At 45.7% G+C, this 19,323-nt stretch carries 23 protein-coding genes; 12 read left to right on the forward strand and 11 right to left on the reverse strand.

Annotated features, from left to right (window positions below; all coding sequences use genetic code 11):
* Window position 1 precedes the first annotated feature (1 nt).
* Entirely contained in the window at window positions 2-172 is a 171-nt protein-coding gene (locus QUA36_RS09920; protein ID WP_333162723.1) for a hypothetical protein, read from the reverse strand.
* A gap of 33 nt (window positions 173-205) precedes the next feature.
* On the opposite strand from QUA36_RS09920, the gene QUA36_RS09925 reads away from it, so the two are divergent.
* Window positions 206-589 (forward strand): hypothetical protein, encoded by a 384-nt coding sequence (locus QUA36_RS09925; RefSeq protein WP_333162726.1) that lies wholly within the window; start codon window positions 206-208, stop codon window positions 587-589.
* A 271-nt stretch (window positions 590-860) separates the two neighbouring features.
* Here QUA36_RS09925 and QUA36_RS09930 read toward each other — a convergent pair whose 3' ends face one another.
* The gene (locus tag QUA36_RS09930; protein ID WP_333457132.1) at window positions 861-1,691 is read right to left on the reverse strand and encodes a phytanoyl-CoA dioxygenase family protein; all 831 of its coding nucleotides are present in this window, start codon (window positions 1,689-1,691) and stop codon (window positions 861-863) included.
* 169 nt (window positions 1,692-1,860) lie between these two features.
* Here QUA36_RS09930 and QUA36_RS09935 point away from each other — a divergent pair, with 169 nt between their 5' ends.
* Both QUA36_RS09935 and QUA36_RS09940 read left to right on the forward strand, forming a co-directional pair.
* Window positions 1,861-3,309: a RecQ family ATP-dependent DNA helicase gene (locus QUA36_RS09935; protein ID WP_333457134.1), complete on the forward strand. Its 1,449-nt coding sequence runs from the start codon at window positions 1,861-1,863 to the stop codon at window positions 3,307-3,309.
* Between the two features lie 280 nt (window positions 3,310-3,589).
* Entirely contained in the window at window positions 3,590-4,555 is a 966-nt protein-coding gene (locus tag QUA36_RS09940; protein WP_333083638.1) for an RluA family pseudouridine synthase, read from the forward strand.
* A 236-nt stretch (window positions 4,556-4,791) separates the two neighbouring features.
* Here the strand turns inward: QUA36_RS09940 and QUA36_RS09945 are convergent, their stop codons facing one another.
* The 3 genes from QUA36_RS09945 to QUA36_RS09955 form a co-directional block, all read right to left on the reverse strand.
* Entirely contained in the window at window positions 4,792-5,469 is a 678-nt protein-coding gene (locus tag QUA36_RS09945; RefSeq protein WP_333457136.1) for an NERD domain-containing protein, read from the reverse strand.
* A 268-nt stretch (window positions 5,470-5,737) separates the two neighbouring features.
* On the reverse strand, window positions 5,738-6,496 hold the full coding sequence (locus tag QUA36_RS09950) for a phycobilisome rod-core linker polypeptide (protein ID WP_333165690.1): 759 nt from the start codon (window positions 6,494-6,496) through the stop codon (window positions 5,738-5,740).
* Between the two features lie 293 nt (window positions 6,497-6,789).
* Window positions 6,790-7,386, reverse strand: a complete 597-nt coding sequence (locus tag QUA36_RS09955; RefSeq protein ID WP_333165687.1) for a phycobiliprotein lyase — start codon at window positions 7,384-7,386, stop codon at window positions 6,790-6,792.
* A 135-nt stretch (window positions 7,387-7,521) separates the two neighbouring features.
* Between QUA36_RS09955 and QUA36_RS31335 the strand changes: the two genes are divergently transcribed.
* Entirely contained in the window at window positions 7,522-7,785 is a 264-nt protein-coding gene (locus QUA36_RS31335; protein WP_445251225.1) for an NblA/ycf18 family protein, read from the forward strand.
* A 233-nt stretch (window positions 7,786-8,018) separates the two neighbouring features.
* Here QUA36_RS31335 and pstB read toward each other — a convergent pair whose 3' ends face one another.
* The 4 genes from pstB to pstS form a co-directional block, all read right to left on the reverse strand.
* Window positions 8,019-8,819 (reverse strand): phosphate ABC transporter ATP-binding protein PstB, encoded by an 801-nt coding sequence (gene pstB, locus QUA36_RS09965; protein ID WP_333165684.1) that lies wholly within the window; start codon window positions 8,817-8,819, stop codon window positions 8,019-8,021.
* Window positions 8,820-8,944: 125 nt separating this feature from the next.
* Window positions 8,945-9,838, reverse strand: a complete 894-nt coding sequence (gene pstA / locus QUA36_RS09970; protein ID WP_333160852.1) for a phosphate ABC transporter permease PstA — start codon at window positions 9,836-9,838, stop codon at window positions 8,945-8,947.
* A 32-nt stretch (window positions 9,839-9,870) separates the two neighbouring features.
* Window positions 9,871-10,827, reverse strand: coding sequence for a phosphate ABC transporter permease subunit PstC (gene pstC, locus QUA36_RS09975; RefSeq protein ID WP_333165681.1), 957 nt, complete (start codon window positions 10,825-10,827; stop codon window positions 9,871-9,873).
* Between the two features lie 352 nt (window positions 10,828-11,179).
* On the reverse strand, window positions 11,180-12,361 hold the full coding sequence (gene pstS, locus QUA36_RS09980; protein WP_333165680.1) for a phosphate ABC transporter substrate-binding protein PstS: 1,182 nt from the start codon (window positions 12,359-12,361) through the stop codon (window positions 11,180-11,182).
* Between the two features lie 400 nt (window positions 12,362-12,761).
* Here pstS and QUA36_RS09985 point away from each other — a divergent pair, with 400 nt between their 5' ends.
* Together QUA36_RS09985 and QUA36_RS09990 are read left to right on the forward strand one after the other, a co-directional pair.
* Window positions 12,762-13,340 carry a biotin transporter BioY gene (locus QUA36_RS09985; protein ID WP_006635529.1) on the forward strand — a complete coding sequence of 193 codons (579 nt, stop codon included), beginning with the start codon at window positions 12,762-12,764 and terminating at the stop codon, window positions 13,338-13,340.
* Entirely contained in the window at window positions 13,341-13,499 is a 159-nt protein-coding gene (locus QUA36_RS09990) for a hypothetical protein (protein ID WP_333457139.1), read from the forward strand.
* A 73-nt stretch (window positions 13,500-13,572) separates the two neighbouring features.
* On the opposite strand, the gene QUA36_RS09995 is transcribed toward QUA36_RS09990, so the two are convergent.
* The gene (locus tag QUA36_RS09995; RefSeq protein ID WP_333457140.1) at window positions 13,573-14,652 is read right to left on the reverse strand and encodes a M23 family metallopeptidase; all 1,080 of its coding nucleotides are present in this window, start codon (window positions 14,650-14,652) and stop codon (window positions 13,573-13,575) included.
* 160 nt (window positions 14,653-14,812) lie between these two features.
* Between QUA36_RS09995 and QUA36_RS10000 the strand changes: the two genes are divergently transcribed.
* On the forward strand, window positions 14,813-15,514 hold the full coding sequence (locus tag QUA36_RS10000; RefSeq protein WP_333457142.1) for a phosphatase PAP2 family protein: 702 nt from the start codon (window positions 14,813-14,815) through the stop codon (window positions 15,512-15,514).
* Between the two features lie 11 nt (window positions 15,515-15,525).
* Here QUA36_RS10000 and QUA36_RS10005 read toward each other — a convergent pair whose 3' ends face one another.
* A complete protein-coding gene (locus tag QUA36_RS10005; RefSeq protein WP_333457144.1) occupies window positions 15,526-16,410 on the reverse strand; it encodes an aspartoacylase in 885 nt (294 codons plus the stop codon).
* Window positions 16,411-16,570: 160 nt separating this feature from the next.
* Here QUA36_RS10005 and QUA36_RS10010 point away from each other — a divergent pair, with 160 nt between their 5' ends.
* The 5 genes from QUA36_RS10010 to QUA36_RS10030 all read left to right on the forward strand — a co-directional run bounded on the left by QUA36_RS10010 (window position 16,571) and on the right by QUA36_RS10030 (window position 19,315).
* Entirely contained in the window at window positions 16,571-17,461 is an 891-nt protein-coding gene (locus QUA36_RS10010; RefSeq protein ID WP_333457146.1) for a LysR substrate-binding domain-containing protein, read from the forward strand.
* Window positions 17,462-17,580: 119 nt separating this feature from the next.
* Complete coding sequence (locus QUA36_RS10015; RefSeq protein WP_333457148.1) at window positions 17,581-18,093, forward strand: dihydrofolate reductase family protein; 513 nt, start codon at window positions 17,581-17,583, stop codon at window positions 18,091-18,093.
* A gap of 94 nt (window positions 18,094-18,187) precedes the next feature.
* Complete coding sequence (locus tag QUA36_RS10020) at window positions 18,188-18,607, forward strand: XisH family protein (RefSeq protein WP_333261780.1); 420 nt, start codon at window positions 18,188-18,190, stop codon at window positions 18,605-18,607.
* A complete protein-coding gene (locus tag QUA36_RS10025; RefSeq protein WP_333033025.1) occupies window positions 18,595-18,930 on the forward strand; it encodes a XisI protein in 336 nt (111 codons plus the stop codon). Before QUA36_RS10020 ends, QUA36_RS10025 begins: the two co-directional genes overlap by 13 nt.
* Window positions 18,931-18,961: 31 nt before the next feature.
* Window positions 18,962-19,315 carry an element excision factor XisH family protein gene (locus QUA36_RS10030; RefSeq protein ID WP_333457150.1) on the forward strand — a complete coding sequence of 118 codons (354 nt, stop codon included), beginning with the start codon at window positions 18,962-18,964 and terminating at the stop codon, window positions 19,313-19,315.
* The last annotated feature ends 8 nt before the right edge of the window (window positions 19,316-19,323 follow it).

Consider the following 19,323-nt stretch of genomic DNA (forward strand, 5'->3'; position numbering starts at 1 on the left):
ATCAGTTTAATAACAACGTGTATCTTACTCCATCCAAAACCGGTGTCAAGGCTTCCGGGTAAATAGCCAGGGGTAATAAAAAAAATTGGCCGAGGAATTCCTGCTGCAGTTGAATTCGATCGAGCTTTTGCTTGACACTATAGTTAGTTAGTTCCGGGATTTTGGATGTCATCCAAAATTTCAAATTCATAACACACATCAAGCAATGCTTACTGAAATTTTTCCTTTTAGTTTTGCGATAGATGCAACTGCGATCGCCGGTGCGTCTTTGTGGTCTTTGGCCCTGTACTGGGGGCTGTCGCCCCTTACAGAATGGGTGATCCTGCAACTCAACCGCTGGATGAATTTTGCCGAGAGATCCCTCTACACCTCGGAAGCCGAGTTTGAAAGAACCCGCCAAGCCAGAGAAGCCCAAAATGCCTTTTACGCTTCGCTGTTGAGCATCCTGCCCTTTTTGATTGTGGGCGGATTGTGCAATTGGGGCGTCGAATTGTCTCTGGGCACTGGTTGGGCGGTATCTATGGGTACGATCGCCTGTATTGGCGGCGGCGTGTACGAGCTCGGCCGCCGAGACGGCGAGGAGTCTTAGGGGATTTTGGATTTTGGATTTTGGATTTTGGATTGCTCAAGATATTCGGAGATTTACCAGCCTCTAGAATGGATGATAATCTCAAATCCAAAACTCCAAGTCTCAAATAACTTGGACATTATATGACAGATATTTTTTTTGATGAACCGCAGAGGGCGCAGAGGACACAGAGAAAGAAAAGAAAAGAGAAAGGAATAGAAGAGAATAGATGGTGTTCATATTTCTTCTAAGGCTTGTTATACAGGTTATCAAACAGAATTAGCCATGTATTTTAACCGTAATTTGACTCAGGATGTTTGCCTAAAAGCCGCAGTTGCCGTTCAGTAGCGGTAGCGATAATTTCGGGGTTAAACTGCCACGGCCAAGGCGAAAATTTCTGCGCGATGTTGCGGTGGGAATAATGCACTTGCAGTAAGTAGCGAGTTCCATCTGTGGTCGTATTTTTGCCGCCGGAATGCCAAATTTCACTGCGGAAAAATAACACATCTCCAGCTTTGCACAAAACTGGTTCTGGGGAGTGTCCGTTCCAAGTTTCTTCCCCGCGATCGGGTTTTCGACCAGATTTGTGACTACCAGGAATAATGTAGGTAGGACAGAGGTCTTCTGCGATGTCGCTGAGATAGAAATGGGCTGTACAAATCCATACTGGTAGTTGAAAAGTGCGATCCTCTCCGAGGGCTGCGCTAACGGCAAACACGCTTTCGGGCACGGGTACAAACACCTGATCGACGTGGACGCGCCAACCATCATAACCGGGCCCGCTTTTCCACGCAGTCATGCCGATAATATGGCAATCGCTGCCCATTAATGCTTCGGCTAATTCAATTATACCCGGTCGATCGGCATAGGAGAGCCACAGGCGATCGCGATTAAAAACGCACTTAAAATGCTGGTTCAATTCACTCCAACTGCTACCATCGAGTCCGAAGGGTTGCAGGCGATCGAGTGCTTCCTTGGCTTGCACCACTTCCGACGGACTGAGTACACTAGGAATCAGCGCAAAACCATCTTCATGCACTGCTTCTGCTAGACCTGCGGTATCGAAAAGATCACAAGTTTTTTGTCGATAGCTGAAAACTTCGCTTAACGTGCTTGCGTTCATAATTCAAAAAGTAAAATTATTAACTGTTATTAAATTAACACTTATTCTGCTCGATACTTGCATACTATGAAACCAGCCAGCCGATTTATTGGTACATCAGGACTTACACAAAATTTAATTATGTAGGGCACGCACTGCTCACATTACGTCGGATTTGGGGATAAATCAAATGAAATACAAACCAGAACCAACATCATTAAATCAAGCCCGCGCCGCCTTCCAAAAAATCTGGGGATACGACGACTTTCGACCACCCCAAGGAGAAATAGTCGGCAGTTTATTAGCCGGAAAAGATACAATTATAATTATGCCGACAGGTGGTGGCAAATCAATTTGCTTTCAACTGCCAGCTTTGTTACAAACAGGCTTAACGTTGGTAGTTTCGCCGTTAGTCGCACTGATGGAAAATCAAGTACAAGAATTGCGCGATCGCAATCTTCCCGCTTCCCTCCTCCACAGTCAACTGCCAACAGCGCAGCGCCGACAAACTATGCAGTCGCTGCAACAAAACAAATTAAGATTGCTGTACCTGTCTCCTGAAACGTTACTCAGCAAACCTGTTTGGGAAATTATCAGTCAGCCACACATCCAAATCAACGGTTTAATATTAGATGAAGCTCACTGTTTAGTACAGTGGGGTGATACTTTTCGACCAGCTTACCGCCGTTTGGGAACAGTGCGATCTGCTTTGTTAAAAGCTAAACCAGCAAATAGTAAAATTGCGATCGCAGCTTTCACCGCTACCGCCAACCCGGAAGCACAGCAGATAATCAAAAATGTCTTGCAACTGCAAAAACCCGAAGCATTTCTGCTAAGTCCCTACCGTTCTAATCTGCACCTGCAAGTGCAGACAGTCTGGACGCCGAGAGGACGCAAGCAGCAGTTATTAAATTTTATTAAGGCTCGACCAAAACAAGCAGGTTTAGTCTATGTCCGCACTAGAAAAGATAGCGAAAACTTGGCGGATTTGTTGGACGCAGCAGGTTATGAAACCGCAGCATATCATGCGGGTTTGAGTCCAGAATCACGACGAAAAATAGAAACAGCTTGGCTGAACAATGACCTTAAATTTGTGACTTGTACCTCAGCATTCGGGATGGGAATTAATAAACCCGATGTCCGGTGGGTTGTTCACTTTCAAGCACCTTTGCTATTATCGGAATACATTCAGGAAATTGGTAGAGGCGGACGCGACGGCAAATCGGCGATCGCCCTGACATTGATTAGCGAACCGACGGGTTTGCTTTATCCTGAAGATAAACAAAGAAAGGAATTTTTTCAAGATAAATTGCGATCGCAATACCGAGAAGCTCAGCAATTAGCCAAAAAACTCCCACTTAAAGGTGATGTAGATGCTGTGGGGCGGGAATTTCCCGAAAGTGCGATCGCCCTTTCAATCTTGCACAGCAGCGGACAATTAACATGGCAAGATCCTTTTAATTATGCGATTAATAAATCTCCACAGCAAAAAGGCGAAAAACAAAACTTTAGCGCAGCGGAAGAAATGGCTAAATATCTCAAACATCGCGAGTGTAGGTGGCAATTTTTGCTGCAAGCTTTTGGTTTTACCAAGGAAGCTACATCAATGCGCTGCGGCCACTGCGACAATTGTCGATAGAATTGACGATTATACTCAAACGACTTTAGCACTCCGACCCAACAAACCGGGTTTTTTACCGAATCTGGGCCCAGAAACCAAGTATTGCTGTGAAAAAAACGGTTTCGATGCACCCGTGCGCTGGCGAACTAACTCAAAGATGTTATGATTAATATAGTTAATGCTCTCAAAAATCCGGTTTATTCCTATATTTACCGTGACTCGTTGTAAAACTCGTAGAAACCGGGTTTTTAACCCCCATTCGTAAGCCCAAAAATTGGCAAAAAATAGTAAAAAGTAAATGATAGAAACAGACACTGCGGCACAGATTTACACAGTAGAAAATACAGAGGAATTCGATCGCAGTAATGTCAATCAGCGATTAGATATTTGGCTATCAAACCAGATACCGGACTTATCCCGATCGCGAATCCAAAGCCTCATATCACAAGGTAATGTCAAAGTCAACGACGAAACCTGCACATCGAAAAAAATATCAGTAAAAACGGGCGATCGCATCCACCTCACATTACCCGAAACCCAGCCCACAAAGTTGCAGCCCGAAGCAATTCCCCTCGACATCCTCTACGAAGATGACAGCCTAATTATCATCAACAAACCAGCCGGATTAGTCGTCCACCCAGCCGCCGGACACCAAGACGGTACATTAGTCAACGCCCTCTTAGCCCACTGTCCCCTAGCAGAAATAGGTGGAGTTCAGCGGCCGGGAATTGTGCACAGATTAGACAAAGATACGACAGGTGCGATCGCGATCGCCAAAACCGACATTGCCCACCAACACCTGCAAGCCCAACTCAAAACCAAAACCGCCCGCCGCGAGTATTTAGGCATAGTTTACGGGGCTCCCAACACCGAAACAGGCACAATAGACCTACCCATCGGGCGGCATCCCACAGACCGCAAAAAAATGGCGGTAGTACCAGTAGAAAAAGGCGGTCGCCCCGCAGTTACTCACTGGACAATCAAAGAAAGAATCGGCAACTATTGCTTAATGCACTATCAATTAGAAACCGGCCGCACCCATCAAATTCGCGTCCATACAGCCGAAATAAAACATCCGATTGTCGGCGACCCGATGTACAGTTCCAACCGTTCTATCGGCGTCAATTTAACCGGACAAGCCCTCCACGCATGGCGGCTGACATTGCAGCATCCCGTAACCGGAGAATTAATAGAGGCGATCGCCCCTTTGCCAGATCAATTCAATACCTTGTTGAAAATATTGCGCCTGCGATCTCACATTTGATAAGTGGTATAGCAGTCGCCAAAGCTGTTATGACAAGTCGCCATCAGGCGTTGAGAATGTTATCTACCTTGATTGCTTTGTTCAATATTCCCTCCAGGATATTGTTTCTACCTTAACTTTTTTTAATAGCACAAGTATCACTTAGATGCTAGTGCAAGTCTGGGATGGTACTGTTCTGTGCAAATTTGTTGATGTCCAACATATCGATGTAGGCGTTTATCTGATTTCTCTTAATCTTATCTACTTTTATAGGTACGATCGAGTTCTTGCAACCCTGACACCAGATTGCCCAGTTCCATGACGTAAGCACCCCTAATCTTCTTTTTGTTGCTAAAACTCACCTTGGCATCGCTAAATACAACTACTGGAGTGACCTTGGTTAACTTCTTAGCTTTTTTGATAGCCGTAACTTCTTTGGCAATCTGTGCCAGAAAATCTTTCTCAAAATCTCTCAATTTCCCGTAAGATTGACGCTTGAGCACATCGCCCTCCAACAGAACTACGGTTGAGTGAGACTTCACATCAAGGATAAAATTGACTCCTTTAGGCGATCGCAGCCACACATCGATATCGCCTACTTGCGGCAATCTTAAATTGTACTCAGCTATCCATCCAGATTGGATTAGGGACTCCAAAACTTGCTGAATCTTTTCTTCACCACAGGCCCCTTGGTCAAATCTCTGAGACGACTTCCAAAACGTTTTCCCCTCCTCAATCAAAGGCAGGGCGATTAATGCCCCTATCAAAAGAGCTGCGACCAAAAATAAAGGAGCCAAAGGTGCTACCGCGTATACCAGCAGTGGCAACAACACCAACCCGGTTGCCGCACCGTACCTGTATAAGGCTTTGGTACGAAGCTGTTTAGCATGGCGACGCAATGATTTTCCAGCACCTTCGTTATATTGTGGCTGCATAAATGCACCTATGCACTTATAGTTGACAATGAGAAAAGGTCGAATTATTTTTCTTCCTTCTTCCTTCTTCCCTCTTCCTTCTTCCTTCTTCCTTCTTCCTTCTTCCTTCTTCTTCCTAATGACAAAAAATTATGAGTCCCGAGTTTTGGATTCCAAGTTTATCAAAAAACTCAAACCTCAAAACTCAAGACTCAAAACTCTCTCAGCTTAAAAGCCGATCGATTCAGTTGATCGCCCGACACAAATAATTGCATCAGGGCAGCATCAATTACCGGCGACGGGGAACCATCGTGTCGATATTGATATTAGCTAGAGGCACGCGCTGCGGCGGAGTAGCAGGCATGGGCATATTGCGCGCCATACCCAAATAGTTCGACGGATCGCCAGCCTTCGGTTGCTTCTCTTGAGGAACAAAACGGCGCACGCCAGTCTGCCAGATGATTTGCGGGAAGCCAAGCTGCGAACGGTGGTACTCACCGTAGCGGGGCGTCTTCAAGTTGAAAGGAGTTTCCCCTCCAACTCGCTGAGGCAAAATTCGGCGCTGCTGGTAAGGTATTGTATCGTAGCCGAACTTATCCAGGTACTCATCGCTATTGACCAACTCGTCAATAAAGCCTTGAGGCCCCTTATTGGCTACCACGATCGACCAAGCAATCTTTTCGCGCTCGCTGTACACATCCCGGCCCAAAATGCGCTGCACGCACATTTCTACAAATCGGTAATTGCTGTTAGTTTGATAATTCCGCTCCAAGAAAGGAGAAGAAGTCGCCAAACCGCGAATAAAGTCCCGCACAGTAATTTGGCCGAACTTGAGTTGCGACTCCAAAGACTTTTGGCGGTTGCTCTTGAGGATTTGGTGTTCGCTGTAAATCTGGCGATATCCAGCCCAAATCAAATTTTCCATGTCTCCAGACGAGAGCACATTTTCAGTTGTGAAAATTCTCGGCTGCTCGTCGCTCCCCACTTCAAAACCAGCAACGCGCTGGTTTTGGCTGTTGGGGGCGTAGCTTAATAAAGGAAGCGCCACGTTAAAATCTCCGTTATCTCAAATTTCAGAAATAGTTGACACCGTGAGCTGCCAGCAAAACGGATACAACTAACCAACATACAGATTAGGGGATTCCCGCAATCTAAATCTGATTTTCCTGAATTTTTGCAACAATCTGTAACATTTGTTGACTGTTGTCAGTTGTCAGTTGGCAGTTGACTGTTGTCAGTGGGCAGTGGGCAGTGGGCAGTGGGTAGTGGGCAGTCAACACTCAACAATCAACACTCAACAGTCAGCAGTCAGCAGTCAACAGTCAACATCCAACAGCCAAATTACCAACCTAGAGCCGAATAAAACTCGCTGGTGGCCACTTGATCTGCTGCTGCTTCTGATGTTGCATCCGAGTCTGGTTGCACCCGAATTTCGGTGCAAAAAGTCGATGTGCTGAAACCGCCAAAGCGCTTTACGGTACTCGTCCGCATCCGCACGTTCGGATTAGCAAACCAGAAACGCTCGATCGAACTCATCGTCTCGTATTCGGTAATCAGCAGCAGCCCATCCTCATCATCCATCTCAAAACGGCCAGCCACCGGCACAATTTCCGCATAGCCGCGTTCCCGCAACATCAAGCCCTGTCGGGGATTTTCAGGATCGGGGACGATCGCGAACACGGTAGACCCTTTATGATTCTCATCATCCTTATCCCATGCCATCGAGCCGTGCCAAGTCACAAAAGCCCCCCCAGCAGCCCGGCTCGGATCAACTTCGTGCATTTTGCAAATCTCTGCGACTCGCGTGTCATCCGCACCCAGGGCCGTTACCTGAATATTTGAATCCCCAATCTCCGCTTGGCGGAAAGCGAGGTGGTGAGTGCTGCGCTGAGAACGCCACTCCCCAGCACTGCTTTGAAAAAACTCCATTGCATCCATACGAACTAGCTCCTTTGGCTTAGGCTTCCCTGTCTTTACGCCTTTTTATGATAAGGCTCCCCCCACTTTGATGTACTTTTGCGACACAAATTAGTTTCAAAATGTGTACTTTGGACATATTGTCAAGGGAATGTTATGATAGTTTACAATGTAGGAGACACAACAAATCCTGCGAAACGTCATTTCGATCAATTTCGCATCAATCTCAGCAAACTGGAGGAGCGATTTATGGATATGCCTACAACCAGCCTTAGCATGGAACAGCAGTTCAAACTGCAAGTGCTACGCGAAGAAGTCAAAAGGTTAAGCCAAGACCAAGCTCAGGAATACTTGCTCGAAGTTATGCGGCAAAACATGGTTAAAGAAAACCTGTTAAAGCATTGGATGAAGAATATGTGAACTCTTCGAGCATTTCTTCACAAAAATCTGTGGCTTGTATCTGCAAAAAGTACGATCGAGCTTTTAATCATAAAACGCAGAATCCCGCTTTCTCCAAGAAAGCGGGATTCTAAATTCAGAAAAGTTTTATGCAGTTTTTTTTGTCGCTAGCATACTCAGCAAATTAAATGTTTTTAGTCTCAAGCGAGAGAGACGAGAGTTTGTGTAGCGACAGGCTTCAACCTGTCGGGGACTCAACCAAAACGGCCGCTGACATAATCCAAAGTAGACTCTTCCTTTGGACTTTGGAAAATTATCTCAGTCTTGTCACACTCCACAAGATAGCCAAACCGCTTCCCATCGTCAGAAAGTTTAGCATTAAAAAAAGCAGTCAGGTCAGAAACCCGAGAAGCCTGCTGCATATTGTGAGTAACGATCACAATTGTATACTTTTCCTTGAGTTCCCGCATCAACTCCTCAATCTTAATCGTAGAAATCGGGTCAAGAGAAGCGCAAGGTTCATCCATTAACACTACATCAGGATTAATCGCGATCGCCCTAGCAATACACAAACGCTGCTGCTGGCCACCCGAAAGAGAAAAACCGCTTTGCTTCAACTTATCCTTCACCTCATCCCACAAATAAGCTTGGCTGAGCGATTTTTCCACCAGCTCATCCATATCCCCCTTATAATTGTTTACCCTAGCACCGTAAGCAATATTGTCATAAATCGACTTCGGGAAAGGATTCGGCTTTTGAAACACCATCCCAATCTTGCGGCGCACCGCCACAGCATCAATATCAGAATCGTAAAGATTTTGACCGTGGTAATCAATTCTACCCTCTAAACGAAAACCACTCACTAAATCGTTGAGGCGGTTAAAACATCGGAGAATTGTACTTTTACCGCAGCCAGACGGCCCAATCAAGGCAGTAATGCGATTTTTAGGAATCTCCATTGAAACATTTTTAACCGCGTGAAAAGCGCCGTAAAAAATATTGATATTTTCTGTCCGTAAAACTGTTTCCGTTTGCTTGTCTAAATCCATCATCATACAGGTAAGTATCCAATCGAATTTTACAAAATAAGGAGAAGATGAGAGTGATCAAGTTGGAGATGGGGAAAATGTTCCTTCTTCCTTCTTTTTACCCGTTCGCCAAGTCTAAAAATCTTCTTCCTTCAATAAACTTTTTGGCGAGTAGCCCAACGAGAAAGAATACTCGTCAGCAAAACCATAATCACCAAAATCAAAGATGCCGCCCAGGCCAATTCTTTCTGTGCCTTAAAAGGAACCGTTGCAAAGTTGTACACCAAAACCGAAAGACTCGGAGTTGGCTTATCAAATCCTGCCGGCCAAAAAGGCGAATTTAGTGCCGTGAAAATCAAAGGAGCCGTTTCTCCAGCAGCGCGAGCAATTGCCAGAGTCACACCCGTTAAAATAGCCGGAATTGCCGCAGGCAAAACCACCTGCAACACCGTCTGATAATTAGAAGCACCCACACCAACCGACGCCCATCTAATATCTTGCGGGACGATTTGTAGAGCTTCGTCAGTAGTCCGCACAATCGTCGGCAACATCAGCACGGCCAGCGCCGCGCCCCCTGCAATTGCCGAAAAACCTCCCATATTTACCACGAACAAACCGTAGGCAAATACCCCTGCAATAATCGAAGGAACGCCGCTGAGGACATTAGTAGCAAAGCGCACCCAGCGAGCTACTTGGCCGCTGCTGAACTCCGACAAATAAACGGCGGCTAATACACCAAAAGGAACAGCAATTAAAGAAGCAATTCCCACCGTCATCAATGTACCGAGAATTGCATTAGCAATACCGCCTCCCGATAGTCCGGGCGGCGGTGGCAGCTTGGTAAACAAGTCTAAATTCAGGCGATTGAAACCTTGTACGGTGACATAGGAAAGAACTGCAAACAAAGGCAGCAGAGTGATAGCCAGACTAGCTCCAGCCAGTACAGTCATCCCCAGACTAAACAGCGATTGCGGGCTGTTTTTAACCTTCTTTAAACTGCCTGTTTTCGATACCAAAGGATTCTCATCGGAGACGCTATTTGACATAAACTAAATATGTAGGGAATGGCGGCAAACTTCTAGTTGTACTTCGCTCTTACTTGAGAAACAATCCACTCTGCCAAAATATTAACAATCAGTGTCATAATAAACAGAATTAGCCCAGTGTACATCAGAGCTGCTACTTGCAACCCGGAGGCTTCCGCAAACTGATTTGCCATCAGAGAAGCAATAGTATTTGCCGGAGCTAGCACAGAAAGACTTAACTGATTGGAATTGCCAATTAACAGAGTTGCAGCCATTGTTTCTCCCATGGCGCGACCGAGCCCAAGCATGATTCCGCCGACAATGCCGGAAAAAGCTGCGGGTACGAGCACTCTAAAAATTGTTGTCCAGCGAGTAGCTCCTAAACCTAGAGATGCTTGTCGCAAGTCGGGCGGGAGACTTGCCAAAGAGTCGCGGGAGATAGCAGTAATAATGGGCAAAGTCATGATTCCCAAAATTACTCCGGCTGGTAACATTCCCGGCCCCACTGGCGACGTGCTAAAAATCGGCAGCCATCCGAAAGTGCCGTTGAGAAACTTGCCGAGAGTGGTAATAATGGGAATCAATACAGCAATTCCCCACAAACCGTAGACTACGCTGGGAATGGCGGCTAAAAGTTCTACTAAAAAAACCAAAGCTGTACGCACTGGTAGCGGCAGAAAGTCCTCGCTCAAGAAAATGGCAGTCCCTACTCCTAATGGTACTGCAATTAGGAGCGCGATCGCCGAACTGACGATCGTCCCGTAAATCATCGGCAGCGCACCGTACTCTTCTTTAACCGGATTCCAATCACTACCAAACAGAAAGCCCAAACCGTACTGTTGAATCGCAGGTAAAGCCCGATAAGCAACGGTGAGCGCGATTACCAGCAAAATTACACCTACTCCTATGCCCAAAATCCCCGTGAGCCAGATAAAGCCTTGATCTAAGGATTTTTCTGCCCCAGAGCGCGATCTGCTATCTGATTGAGCGCTGTGATTATCTGAAATCATAGAAAAAAAAACCAAATATATAGTAGCCGAAAATAGCCTGTTTCGGAAAAAGCTAGAAAGAAGCAGAAAGAAAGACCATAAATAAAATCAAAGAGGGGCGGGTTTATTAATCCCCTAACTTTTCAACAAGTATTTCTGGTAAAACCCACCCCTACACAGATGCACCGATTGTTACATAGAAGAGGGGCGGATTTATTAATCCCCTGACTTTTTAACAAATATTTCTGGTAAAACCCGCCCCACAGAAATATCTCTCTTCGTTCTTCCTGATTTTTACCCGCACGCGCAATGCCGAAGGGCTTTTGTTCCCTCTGACAACGGACAACAGTCAAAAGTCAACAGTCAACAATTACTATTTGGCAACCTCAATCTTATAGTCTGGGCTGATGCCGTCTGCGGCCGCGGCTACTTTTTCTCTAACGTTTTGGGGTAGAGGCACGTAGCCCAATTCGGAACTAACTTTTTGACCTTCAGTTAAGCCGTATTCAACCATCGCCTCGATGACTTTAGCTTTGCTGGGGTCAGCAACTGTTTTGGGGACGAGCATCCAAGTGTAGGTGACAATTGGATAAGATTGAGCGCCTTCGGGGTCTTCGATAAATGCTCGCAGGTTTTCCGGCAGCGGCACAGTCGCTAAAGCTTGAGAAGCTGACTCGTCGGTAGGTACAACAAATGTGCCTGCTTTGTTTTCCAAAGATGCAAATTTGAGATTGTTGTTTTTGGCGTAGCCGTATTCTACGTAGCCGATGCTGCCGACGGTTTGCAGGAGTTGGGCTGTGACGCCTTCGTTGCCTTTTGCGCCTACGCCTACGGGCCACTGTACTGTTTTGCCGTCACCTACTGCACTTTTCCAGTCGGGGCTGATGGCACTCAGGTGTTTGGTGAAGACGGCGGTGGTACCGCTACCGTCGGAACGGTGGACGATGGTGATGGCTTGGTCTGGCAATTTAGCGGTCGGGTTGGCGGCTGCAATTTTGGGATCGTTCCAGTTGGTAATTTTACCGGCGAAGATATCTGCGTAAACATCCCGTGGCAGTTTCAGTGGTTCGGTTAAGTCTGGCAGGTTGTAGCCGATGACGATGCTGCCGGCTGTCATGGGCAGCAAGATCACGCCTTTGTCTGCTGGAACTTTGCCGATTTCCTCGTCTTTCATGCCGGTATCGCTGGCCCCAAAGTCTACTGTGCCTTTGGTAAATTGTTCGACTCCGGCGCCGCTGCCTACTGATTGATAGTTAATTTGTACTTTGGGGTTGATTTTGTTGAAGTCTTGAAACCAACGCTGGTAAAGGGGGGCGGGGAATGACGCGCCGGCTGCGGTGATGGCTACGTCTGAGGCTAAGGCTAGTTTGCTGGGAGTTGCTGTGCCGGTGGCTGCAACGGGGGATGCGTTAGGGGATGCTGCGGTGTCGCCGGGGGTGGTTGTGCTGCCTGTGGTTGTGCTGCTGCCACAAGCTGCGAGGCTGAGGGCGATCGCCATAGCGGAAATTGCAGTAGTCAAACGGTTTGGATTAATCAAGTTGAGACGAAAAAGCATAGGTATACAAAAGTTTCGATCGTTATAGGGGTGTCCCGCATCAGCATAGCGCGCAAAAGTAAAGGTTAGGTTAAGAATCTTTACACTTAATCGCAATTTAATATTAATATTATTAATGTTATTAATGAGCTTGACAAGTGTGACTTTATAAGATATATGGCAGAGAAATAGCTACGGAAACAAGTAGTCGATCGCCCGTTAGCGAAGCCCTCGAAGAGGATCGCGAAAAATTCCTCATTAAATTATCACAAGATCGAGGCTTGAGAGCCAGAAAACCATACAATGGTGGTTATTTTGACAGTAGTGCTAGTATTGAGAATTTAAAAGCTGCGGGCATTGAAGCTTGCCTCTGACAAATGCCTTCTGCCTTATACCTTCTGACGAATGCCGTTTGATGATAATGCCTGCTCCTATTGAATTAATCTGGGCTGTTATTGGTTTGCTCCTGACGATAGGAGGCACTTTTTTGCCTGCATCTGTCACAATTCCGATTGGGTTGTGGGACGATCGAGGACTTCAGGCCTACTCTTTAGGTGTTACCTATCAAATTGGAGCCGTCTTGCTAGTAGGCTGCATGGGGGGGAAAAATGCTGCGGCTCTCTCGCAAATTGCTTATTTGGCATTAGGATTAACTTTGTGGCCAGTTTTTTCTCAAGGCGGCGGCATCGGCTATCTCAAAGAAGCGAGTTTTGGGTATTTGCTGGGTTTTGTGCCTGGTGCTTGGGTGTGCGGCTGGGTGGCTTTTAAGGTGGCTTCGCGGCTGGAATCTATGGCTTTTAGCTGTCTGTGCGGTTTGTTCACAGTTCACGCGATCGGCTTAATTTATCTAATTTTTACTTATTGGCTACCTCCGGCTAAAAAAACACCTTTATTCGATGAGATTCTTAAATATTCGGTTTATCCCCTGCCAGGGCAATTGGCGGTAGTTTGTGCGATCGCAGTGCTGTCATTTACTTTACGCCGCTTGATGTTTTATTAATTGCGAAGGAAGAAGGAAGAAGGAAGAAGGAAGAAGGAAGAGGGAAGAGGGAAGAAGGAAGAGGGAAGAAGGAAGAAGGAAGAAGGAAGAGGGAAGAAGGAAGAGGGAAGAAGGAAGAAGGAAGAAGGAAGAAGGAAGAAGGAAGAAGGAAGAGAGTGATTTAGACACGGCTACACGGATTAAATACTGCCAACAGTCAACAGTCAACAGTCAACAGTCAACAGTCAACGGACTAACGCAACTCAACTTCTCGCTTGACTTCTGCCAAAACTCGATCGCCCCGCGTCAACCGATATTCTGCCCGCCAAACTCCGGGAGTCAGAGGAGAATTCGTACTGTTTCTTTTGCCGACATAACCCAACCAAGTGCGGCTAGGGGCTTTAATTTCATTGGTCTGATCGGCGATGGTTGTGCCGTTGGGTGCAAATAATTTGTATTGTTCGCGATCGCCCTTGAGCACTCCGTAACTTTGCACCCAAAACAACAAAGCTGGACTGTTTGCAGGGAGTTGAGTCTCGGAAAATTGTCCTTCCCAGACAGCGTTAATATCGGGCGGCTTATTGGCAAAACCGGCCCTAATTAAACCTGTGGAAATATAGTCTAGAGGTTTGTCCCAAATTGGATTGCGGGCGATGTTGCAGCCTACCTTGGCGTCGGGCCCGACAAACGGATCTACGGGCTTGCCTTGATAGCGAAAAGTTACGTGTACGTGGGGAAAAGATGCCATCCCAGAGTTTCCCACCATGCCCAAAACAGTGCCTTTTTGTACCTGTGTACCCGGTTTGACGGCAACGCTGCCTTTGCGGAGGTGGCAGTATTGGGCTTCCCAACCACCGCCGTGGTCGATTACCATGCCGTTGCCACATTCTGTGCCTGCGATGTTGGCTTTGTCTGTATCGTTCTGTAAACGCCGATCGACCACACCATCTCGTGATCGCAAAACTTTGCCTGCTGCGGAGGCAATAACTGGAACTCCTTTTGCCATTGCTTTGGCGTCGGGAATCGCAAAATCTGTGCCGTCGTGGCCGTCGTAGGTTTGGCGCCCGCAGCCAAAATCGACGGCGGTGGGGCCGGGTTCTCGATCGAAATACAGCAATACAAAACAGTCTTTGCCTAGGGTACAGTCGATCGGCTGGCCGAATTGCGGGTTGTTGGGCTTTTGGGCGACTGCGGTCGAAACGAGACGCTGGGCGATCGTGTGGGCTTCGGCGATCGGGGCATTGACTCCGGTTGTGCCAGCACAGCTAGACAGACTTGTCAACCCCAAGGTCAACAAAATTGCAGAAATGTATTTTGTGGAGAGTATAGTCATTCGCCCGTTGGATGTAAAAGCTGAGGTGGGTAGTGAAAAATCAATTAATGGTTCAGAATATAGTTGCTCAAGAATCTAGACGATTGGTAAGGCGTTTTCGTTTCCTATACTTGTGGTATTATTTTCAGTTGGAAATTTTAAAATTTTAATTACTTAAAAAATGCGTTCTAAAATTCGATCGCTCATTTCGATAATTCGGCTGGCCGGGCTTGCTGTTGCGGCTTTGGCAATGTGGGGATTTGCCACTATTGCCGAAGAGGTGTTGGAAAAGGAAAGTTACGCTTTCGATAGCTCTATTTTACTAGCTCTGAGGAAATTGCACACTCCGCTGCGCGATCAAATAATGCTGGGCTTTACCTTTTTGGGCGAGCCGAAGTTGCTGCTAGTGATTTGTCTGATTTTGGGTATTATTTTGCTAGGGCGCAATCACCGCTCGGAAGCTGCAACTATTGCGTTCGCCGGTGGGGGAGCGATCGGTTTAAATTTACTGTTAAAAAAACTTTTTGCCCGTGATCGACCTCAACTTTGGGAGCACGTTGTTAATGTAAGATTTTACAGTTTTCCTAGCGGACACGCAATGATTTCAATGGTTATTTACGGTTTGCTAGGATATTTTTTGGGTGCACGCTTTCCCAAGCAGCGCTGGTCGATTTACGGCTTGACAGTTGTATTAATTGCTGCTATTGGTTTGAGCAGGCTTTACCTAGGAGTTCACTGGCCTACCGATGTTATTGCTGGTTATACGGCTGGTTTGGTGTGGCTAATTACCTGTATTATCACTTTGGAAATATGGAAGGAATTGCGTTCTTTGACTACGGCTTCTAAAGAGGAGTTTTTGTCACAGAGCAATCATCGAGAATAATTGTGAATTTTCTACTCAATACTGACTATTTGCTTTTGGGTAAAACACATGGCAATTCCTTTTTCGTAGTAAGCCGCCTCGTTAATGAAAATGGGATAAATGGTTGATTTACCTTCATACAATACCGACTCACCATCAAAGGTCAAAAACATCGGATCGCCGGGATTCAGGGCTTGATAATCTCTGGATTGCAGATGAGGATGAATCATTGCCTGAATTTCTCTGTTCTCGTTTCTGGGATAGTCGATCGCCCCAATGGTGTGATAAATAGTCAGGGGATTTTTTGCAGCAGGCATTGTGCCTTGATTGTAGGCTTCTACGCCGTCTAAAATTCGGCACACAACTTGCTCAGTTTGCTGAAATAAAGACGCATCCAAGACGCCTTGCGGGACTGCACCAACTTCCAGCGTACCGCCTAATTCGGAAAGCGATCGCAGCAAAGGACTATCATGATTCTTGGTTGTAGAAGCGAGTACCTTGAGGTGGGGATACACAGAGGTTAAATAAGCTGCTAGTTGCAGGTTAAATGGATGATGGCTGGCGAGAATAAATGTTAGCCCCATGTTGGATGTGGTGCTGTGCAAATCGATAATTACGTTGGGCAGATGAGTGTTTTTTGAGCTAAAAATGCGGTAGATTTCTTTCGCCCGCTGCGCTTCATAGCTGGAGAGATGGGGATTTTCTAAATCTTGCTTTCTAAAGCAGCGGTTGAGGTCGATATCGATGTAGCGTGTCCCGATTTCGCAAGCTTTGGGATTGGCTAGCAGGGTGATAGTTTCAAAAGTCGATCGCCCAATTAACTCTGGCGCGCGATCGAATTTCTTCACGAGGTAAATTCCTGTGAGTTCGTTTCCGTGGGTTCCTCCCACTATGGCAACACGTTTAATTTGGTTCATAAACAAATAACTTCCTATCCCAACGGCAGCAATATATCTCCAAGTCTGTTGACTTGAGATTAATAAGGTCTTACTATCCAGATTAGCTAAGGTCTTAGTATATGTCCAATATTTAATTAAGTAGTAAGCTATATTTAAAAGATATAGTAGTGGCTAATTAATGGAACTTCGACATTTGCGGTATTTTATTGCAGTAGCAGAAGAGTTAAACTTCACTCGCGCTGCAGAACGTTTACACATGGCGCAACCTCCTCTCAGCCAGCAAATTCGGGCGCTGGAAGACGAGATTGAGGTGCAGTTGTTCGATCGTACCAAGCAACCTATTCAATTAACTTGGGCGGGACAGGTTTTTTTAGAAGAAACTCGTTTGATCCTCGCGCAGGTGGACAATGCTGTCAAAACCGCAAAACGCGCCAGTCGGGGAGAAATCGGGCGTTTGATTGTCGGTTTTAACAGTTCGATGGCAAACTGTTTGTTGCCTGATATTTTGCGAGTTTATTGCGATCGATTTCCGAAAGTGGAACTGATTTGGCGGGAGTTAGCAACATCGCTGCAATTGCAAGCACTGCGCGCTCGGCATTTGGATGTGGGGTTTTTCCATTTAATGTCATCAATGGTTCAAGAATCAGATTTATGTTCAGTGACGATTTGGCAAGAACCTTTGATTGCGGCACTACCAGAAAATCATCGGTTAGTTAATAAAATTCAAGTTTCTTTAAAAGAACTTGCACAGGAAGCTTTTATTCTTCCTTCTCGTCAATTTGCACCCGGTTTGTCAGAACAAATAGAACATTTGTGCCAACAATTCGGTTTTTCTCCTAATGTTATTCAAGAAGGAACAATGATGCTGACCATACTCGGCTTAGTCGCGGGGGACGTGGGAATTGCTTTGCTGCCGGCAAATGCTCAAAATATTCAACGGAAGGGCGTTATTTATAAAAGTATTGCAGAATCTACGCCAACTGTGCCGATGGCAGCGGTATGGAGGGCAAACGATAATTCGCCGATTTTGCGGGAGTTTTTGGAAGTGACAAGGGCGATGGCCAAATAGGTGGGATACAGCCGATCAATTACAAAGATAAATTACAAATTATCAAAATGTACCTCTCGACCCCTGAAAGCCCATATACTTTTATAAAGTCTCTGTAGAGCATTTATCTAGGTGTTGCCATGCGGAAAATTGTACTATTCATTGCATCTAGTCTGGACGGTTATATCGCTCGCTCGAATGGCGATATTGACTGGCTGTTTACAGACCAAAATTACGGTTATACTAAATTCTTAGATAGCATCGATACGGTTCTCATGGGTCGGAAAACTTACGAACAAGTTCTAACTTTTGGCGAGTATCCGTACCAGGAAAAAAAGAGTTATGTTTTTACGAAAAATCTCGATTTTAAAGCCACTTCCGATGTAGAATTTGTAACGGATTTTGAGAGTTTTGTCAATGATTTGCGCTTGCTTGAGGGCAAGAATATTTGGTTGGTGGGAGGTGCTCTGCTGATTCGCGATTTCCTGAATCAAAACTTTGTCAACGAGGTCATTCTCTCAGTGCACCCGATTATTTTGGGCGAGGGAATCCCTTTATTTGTTAATCCCATAAATACTACAGCTTTGCAGTTAACAGGATGTCAGACATACAGTTCTGGTATGGTTCAGCTATCTTATGATGTCGCGACTTGAGGGCGCGCCTAATTGCTTAGTCGCTGGCACAATACTGCCAGTTGGTTATCAAAAAAGGTAAGATAGGAATAAGTAAGTTAGTTATCGATATATTATGTCTGCCAGAGATGTTTTTCATGAAGTTGTCAAAACAGCTTTGCAAAAAGAAGGCTGGCATATTACCCACGATCCGTTTCCGATTAGTGTGGGCGGTGTAGATATGTCGATCGATCTGGGAGCAGAAAGGCTGATTGCGGCAGAAAGGGAAGGCGAAAAAATTGCCGTTGAGGTCAAAAGTTTTTTGGCAAAATCGTCGGCAATCTCGGAATTTCACAGAGCATTGGGGCAGTTCATTAATTATCGAGCCGCACTCAAAGAAAAAGCACCAGATCGCATTTTGTACTTGGCGGTGCCGTTAATAACTTATGAAGAATTCTTTCAACTAGATTTCCCCAAAGCAAGGATCGAAGAAAATCAGGTAAAAATGATTGTTTATGATACAGCAGTTGAGGTAATTGTAGAATGGAAAAATTAATCAAATATCGGCAAATTGTGCAGCAAATGTTACTGGAGTACGGCAAGCGCAAACCTGCTCACGGAGACATTGAAGTCGAGACAATTCTTGATACAGAACGAGATCATTACCAAATCTTCTATGTGGGCTGGGACAAGCAGACTAGGGTGCATCACTGTAGCATTCACATTGATATCAAGGGCGGGAAAATTTGGCTTCAATGGAATGCCACTGAAGATGATATTGCTGAAGATTTAGTAATAGCCGGAGTTCCCAAAGAGGATATTGTTTGGGGCTTTCAGCCGCCGTTTATGCGGAAGTATACGGGTTATGCAGTAGAATAGATAAGAGATATAAAAGCTGTATTGTACATAAATGGCTGCTAGAGATTTATTTCACGATGCTGTAAAGGAAGCGCTTCAGAAGGAGGAGTGGGAAATCACCGCAGATCCGCTGATCCTCAAAATTCAGGGTGTTAAGTTTGAGATTGATTTAGCCGCAGAGAAGATTTTGGCGGCGGAAAAATTAGGGCAAAAAATTGCTGTTGAAATTAAAAGCTTTCTCAACAACTCTGCAATTACTGACTTTCATCTCGCCTTGGGTCAATTTTTGAATTATCGGCTTGCCTTACAAATCAAAGAACCGGACAGAACACTGTATCTAGTACAGCTCGGCGTAAATACACAGACTATTAGGCCGCCAAGACTTTACCCTTATATGTCCACTTAAAAGGCTTT

Origin of the sequence: Microcoleus sp. Pol10D4 (assembly GCF_036701555.1) — a bacterium.
In the GTDB taxonomy this organism is placed as follows: domain Bacteria; phylum Cyanobacteriota; class Cyanobacteriia; order Cyanobacteriales; family Microcoleaceae; genus Microcoleus.

What these genes read in the sequence shown, in the direction of transcription:
- QUA36_RS09920 (WP_333162723.1), bottom strand. Translation starts at nt 172, where the DNA reads ATGACATCCAAAATCCCGGAACTAACTAACTATAGTGTCAAGCAAAAG.
- QUA36_RS09925 (WP_333162726.1), top strand. Translation starts at nt 206, where the DNA reads ATGCTTACTGAAATTTTTCCTTTTAGTTTTGCGATAGATGCAACTGCG.
- QUA36_RS09930 (WP_333457132.1), bottom strand. Translation starts at nt 1,691, where the DNA reads ATGAACGCAAGCACGTTAAGCGAAGTTTTCAGCTATCGACAAAAAACT.
- QUA36_RS09935 (WP_333457134.1), top strand. Translation starts at nt 1,861, where the DNA reads ATGAAATACAAACCAGAACCAACATCATTAAATCAAGCCCGCGCCGCC.
- QUA36_RS09940 (WP_333083638.1), top strand. Translation starts at nt 3,590, where the DNA reads ATGATAGAAACAGACACTGCGGCACAGATTTACACAGTAGAAAATACA.
- QUA36_RS09945 (WP_333457136.1), bottom strand. Translation starts at nt 5,469, where the DNA reads ATGCAGCCACAATATAACGAAGGTGCTGGAAAATCATTGCGTCGCCAT.
- QUA36_RS09955 (WP_333165687.1), bottom strand. Translation starts at nt 7,386, where the DNA reads ATGGATGCAATGGAGTTTTTTCAAAGCAGTGCTGGGGAGTGGCGTTCT.
- QUA36_RS31335 (WP_445251225.1), top strand. Translation starts at nt 7,522, where the DNA reads ATGATAGTTTACAATGTAGGAGACACAACAAATCCTGCGAAACGTCAT.
- pstB (WP_333165684.1), bottom strand. Translation starts at nt 8,819, where the DNA reads ATGATGATGGATTTAGACAAGCAAACGGAAACAGTTTTACGGACAGAA.
- pstA (WP_333160852.1), bottom strand. Translation starts at nt 9,838, where the DNA reads ATGTCAAATAGCGTCTCCGATGAGAATCCTTTGGTATCGAAAACAGGC.
- pstC (WP_333165681.1), bottom strand. Translation starts at nt 10,827, where the DNA reads ATGATTTCAGATAATCACAGCGCTCAATCAGATAGCAGATCGCGCTCT.
- pstS (WP_333165680.1), bottom strand. Translation starts at nt 12,361, where the DNA reads ATGCTTTTTCGTCTCAACTTGATTAATCCAAACCGTTTGACTACTGCA.
- QUA36_RS09985 (WP_006635529.1), top strand. Translation starts at nt 12,762, where the DNA reads ATGCCTGCTCCTATTGAATTAATCTGGGCTGTTATTGGTTTGCTCCTG.
- QUA36_RS09995 (WP_333457140.1), bottom strand. Translation starts at nt 14,652, where the DNA reads ATGACTATACTCTCCACAAAATACATTTCTGCAATTTTGTTGACCTTG.
- QUA36_RS10000 (WP_333457142.1), top strand. Translation starts at nt 14,813, where the DNA reads ATGCGTTCTAAAATTCGATCGCTCATTTCGATAATTCGGCTGGCCGGG.
- QUA36_RS10005 (WP_333457144.1), bottom strand. Translation starts at nt 16,410, where the DNA reads ATGAACCAAATTAAACGTGTTGCCATAGTGGGAGGAACCCACGGAAAC.
- QUA36_RS10010 (WP_333457146.1), top strand. Translation starts at nt 16,571, where the DNA reads ATGGAACTTCGACATTTGCGGTATTTTATTGCAGTAGCAGAAGAGTTA.
- QUA36_RS10015 (WP_333457148.1), top strand. Translation starts at nt 17,581, where the DNA reads ATGCGGAAAATTGTACTATTCATTGCATCTAGTCTGGACGGTTATATC.
- QUA36_RS10020 (WP_333261780.1), top strand. Translation starts at nt 18,188, where the DNA reads ATGTCTGCCAGAGATGTTTTTCATGAAGTTGTCAAAACAGCTTTGCAA.
- QUA36_RS10025 (WP_333033025.1), top strand. Translation starts at nt 18,595, where the DNA reads ATGGAAAAATTAATCAAATATCGGCAAATTGTGCAGCAAATGTTACTG.
- QUA36_RS10030 (WP_333457150.1), top strand. Translation starts at nt 18,962, where the DNA reads ATGGCTGCTAGAGATTTATTTCACGATGCTGTAAAGGAAGCGCTTCAG.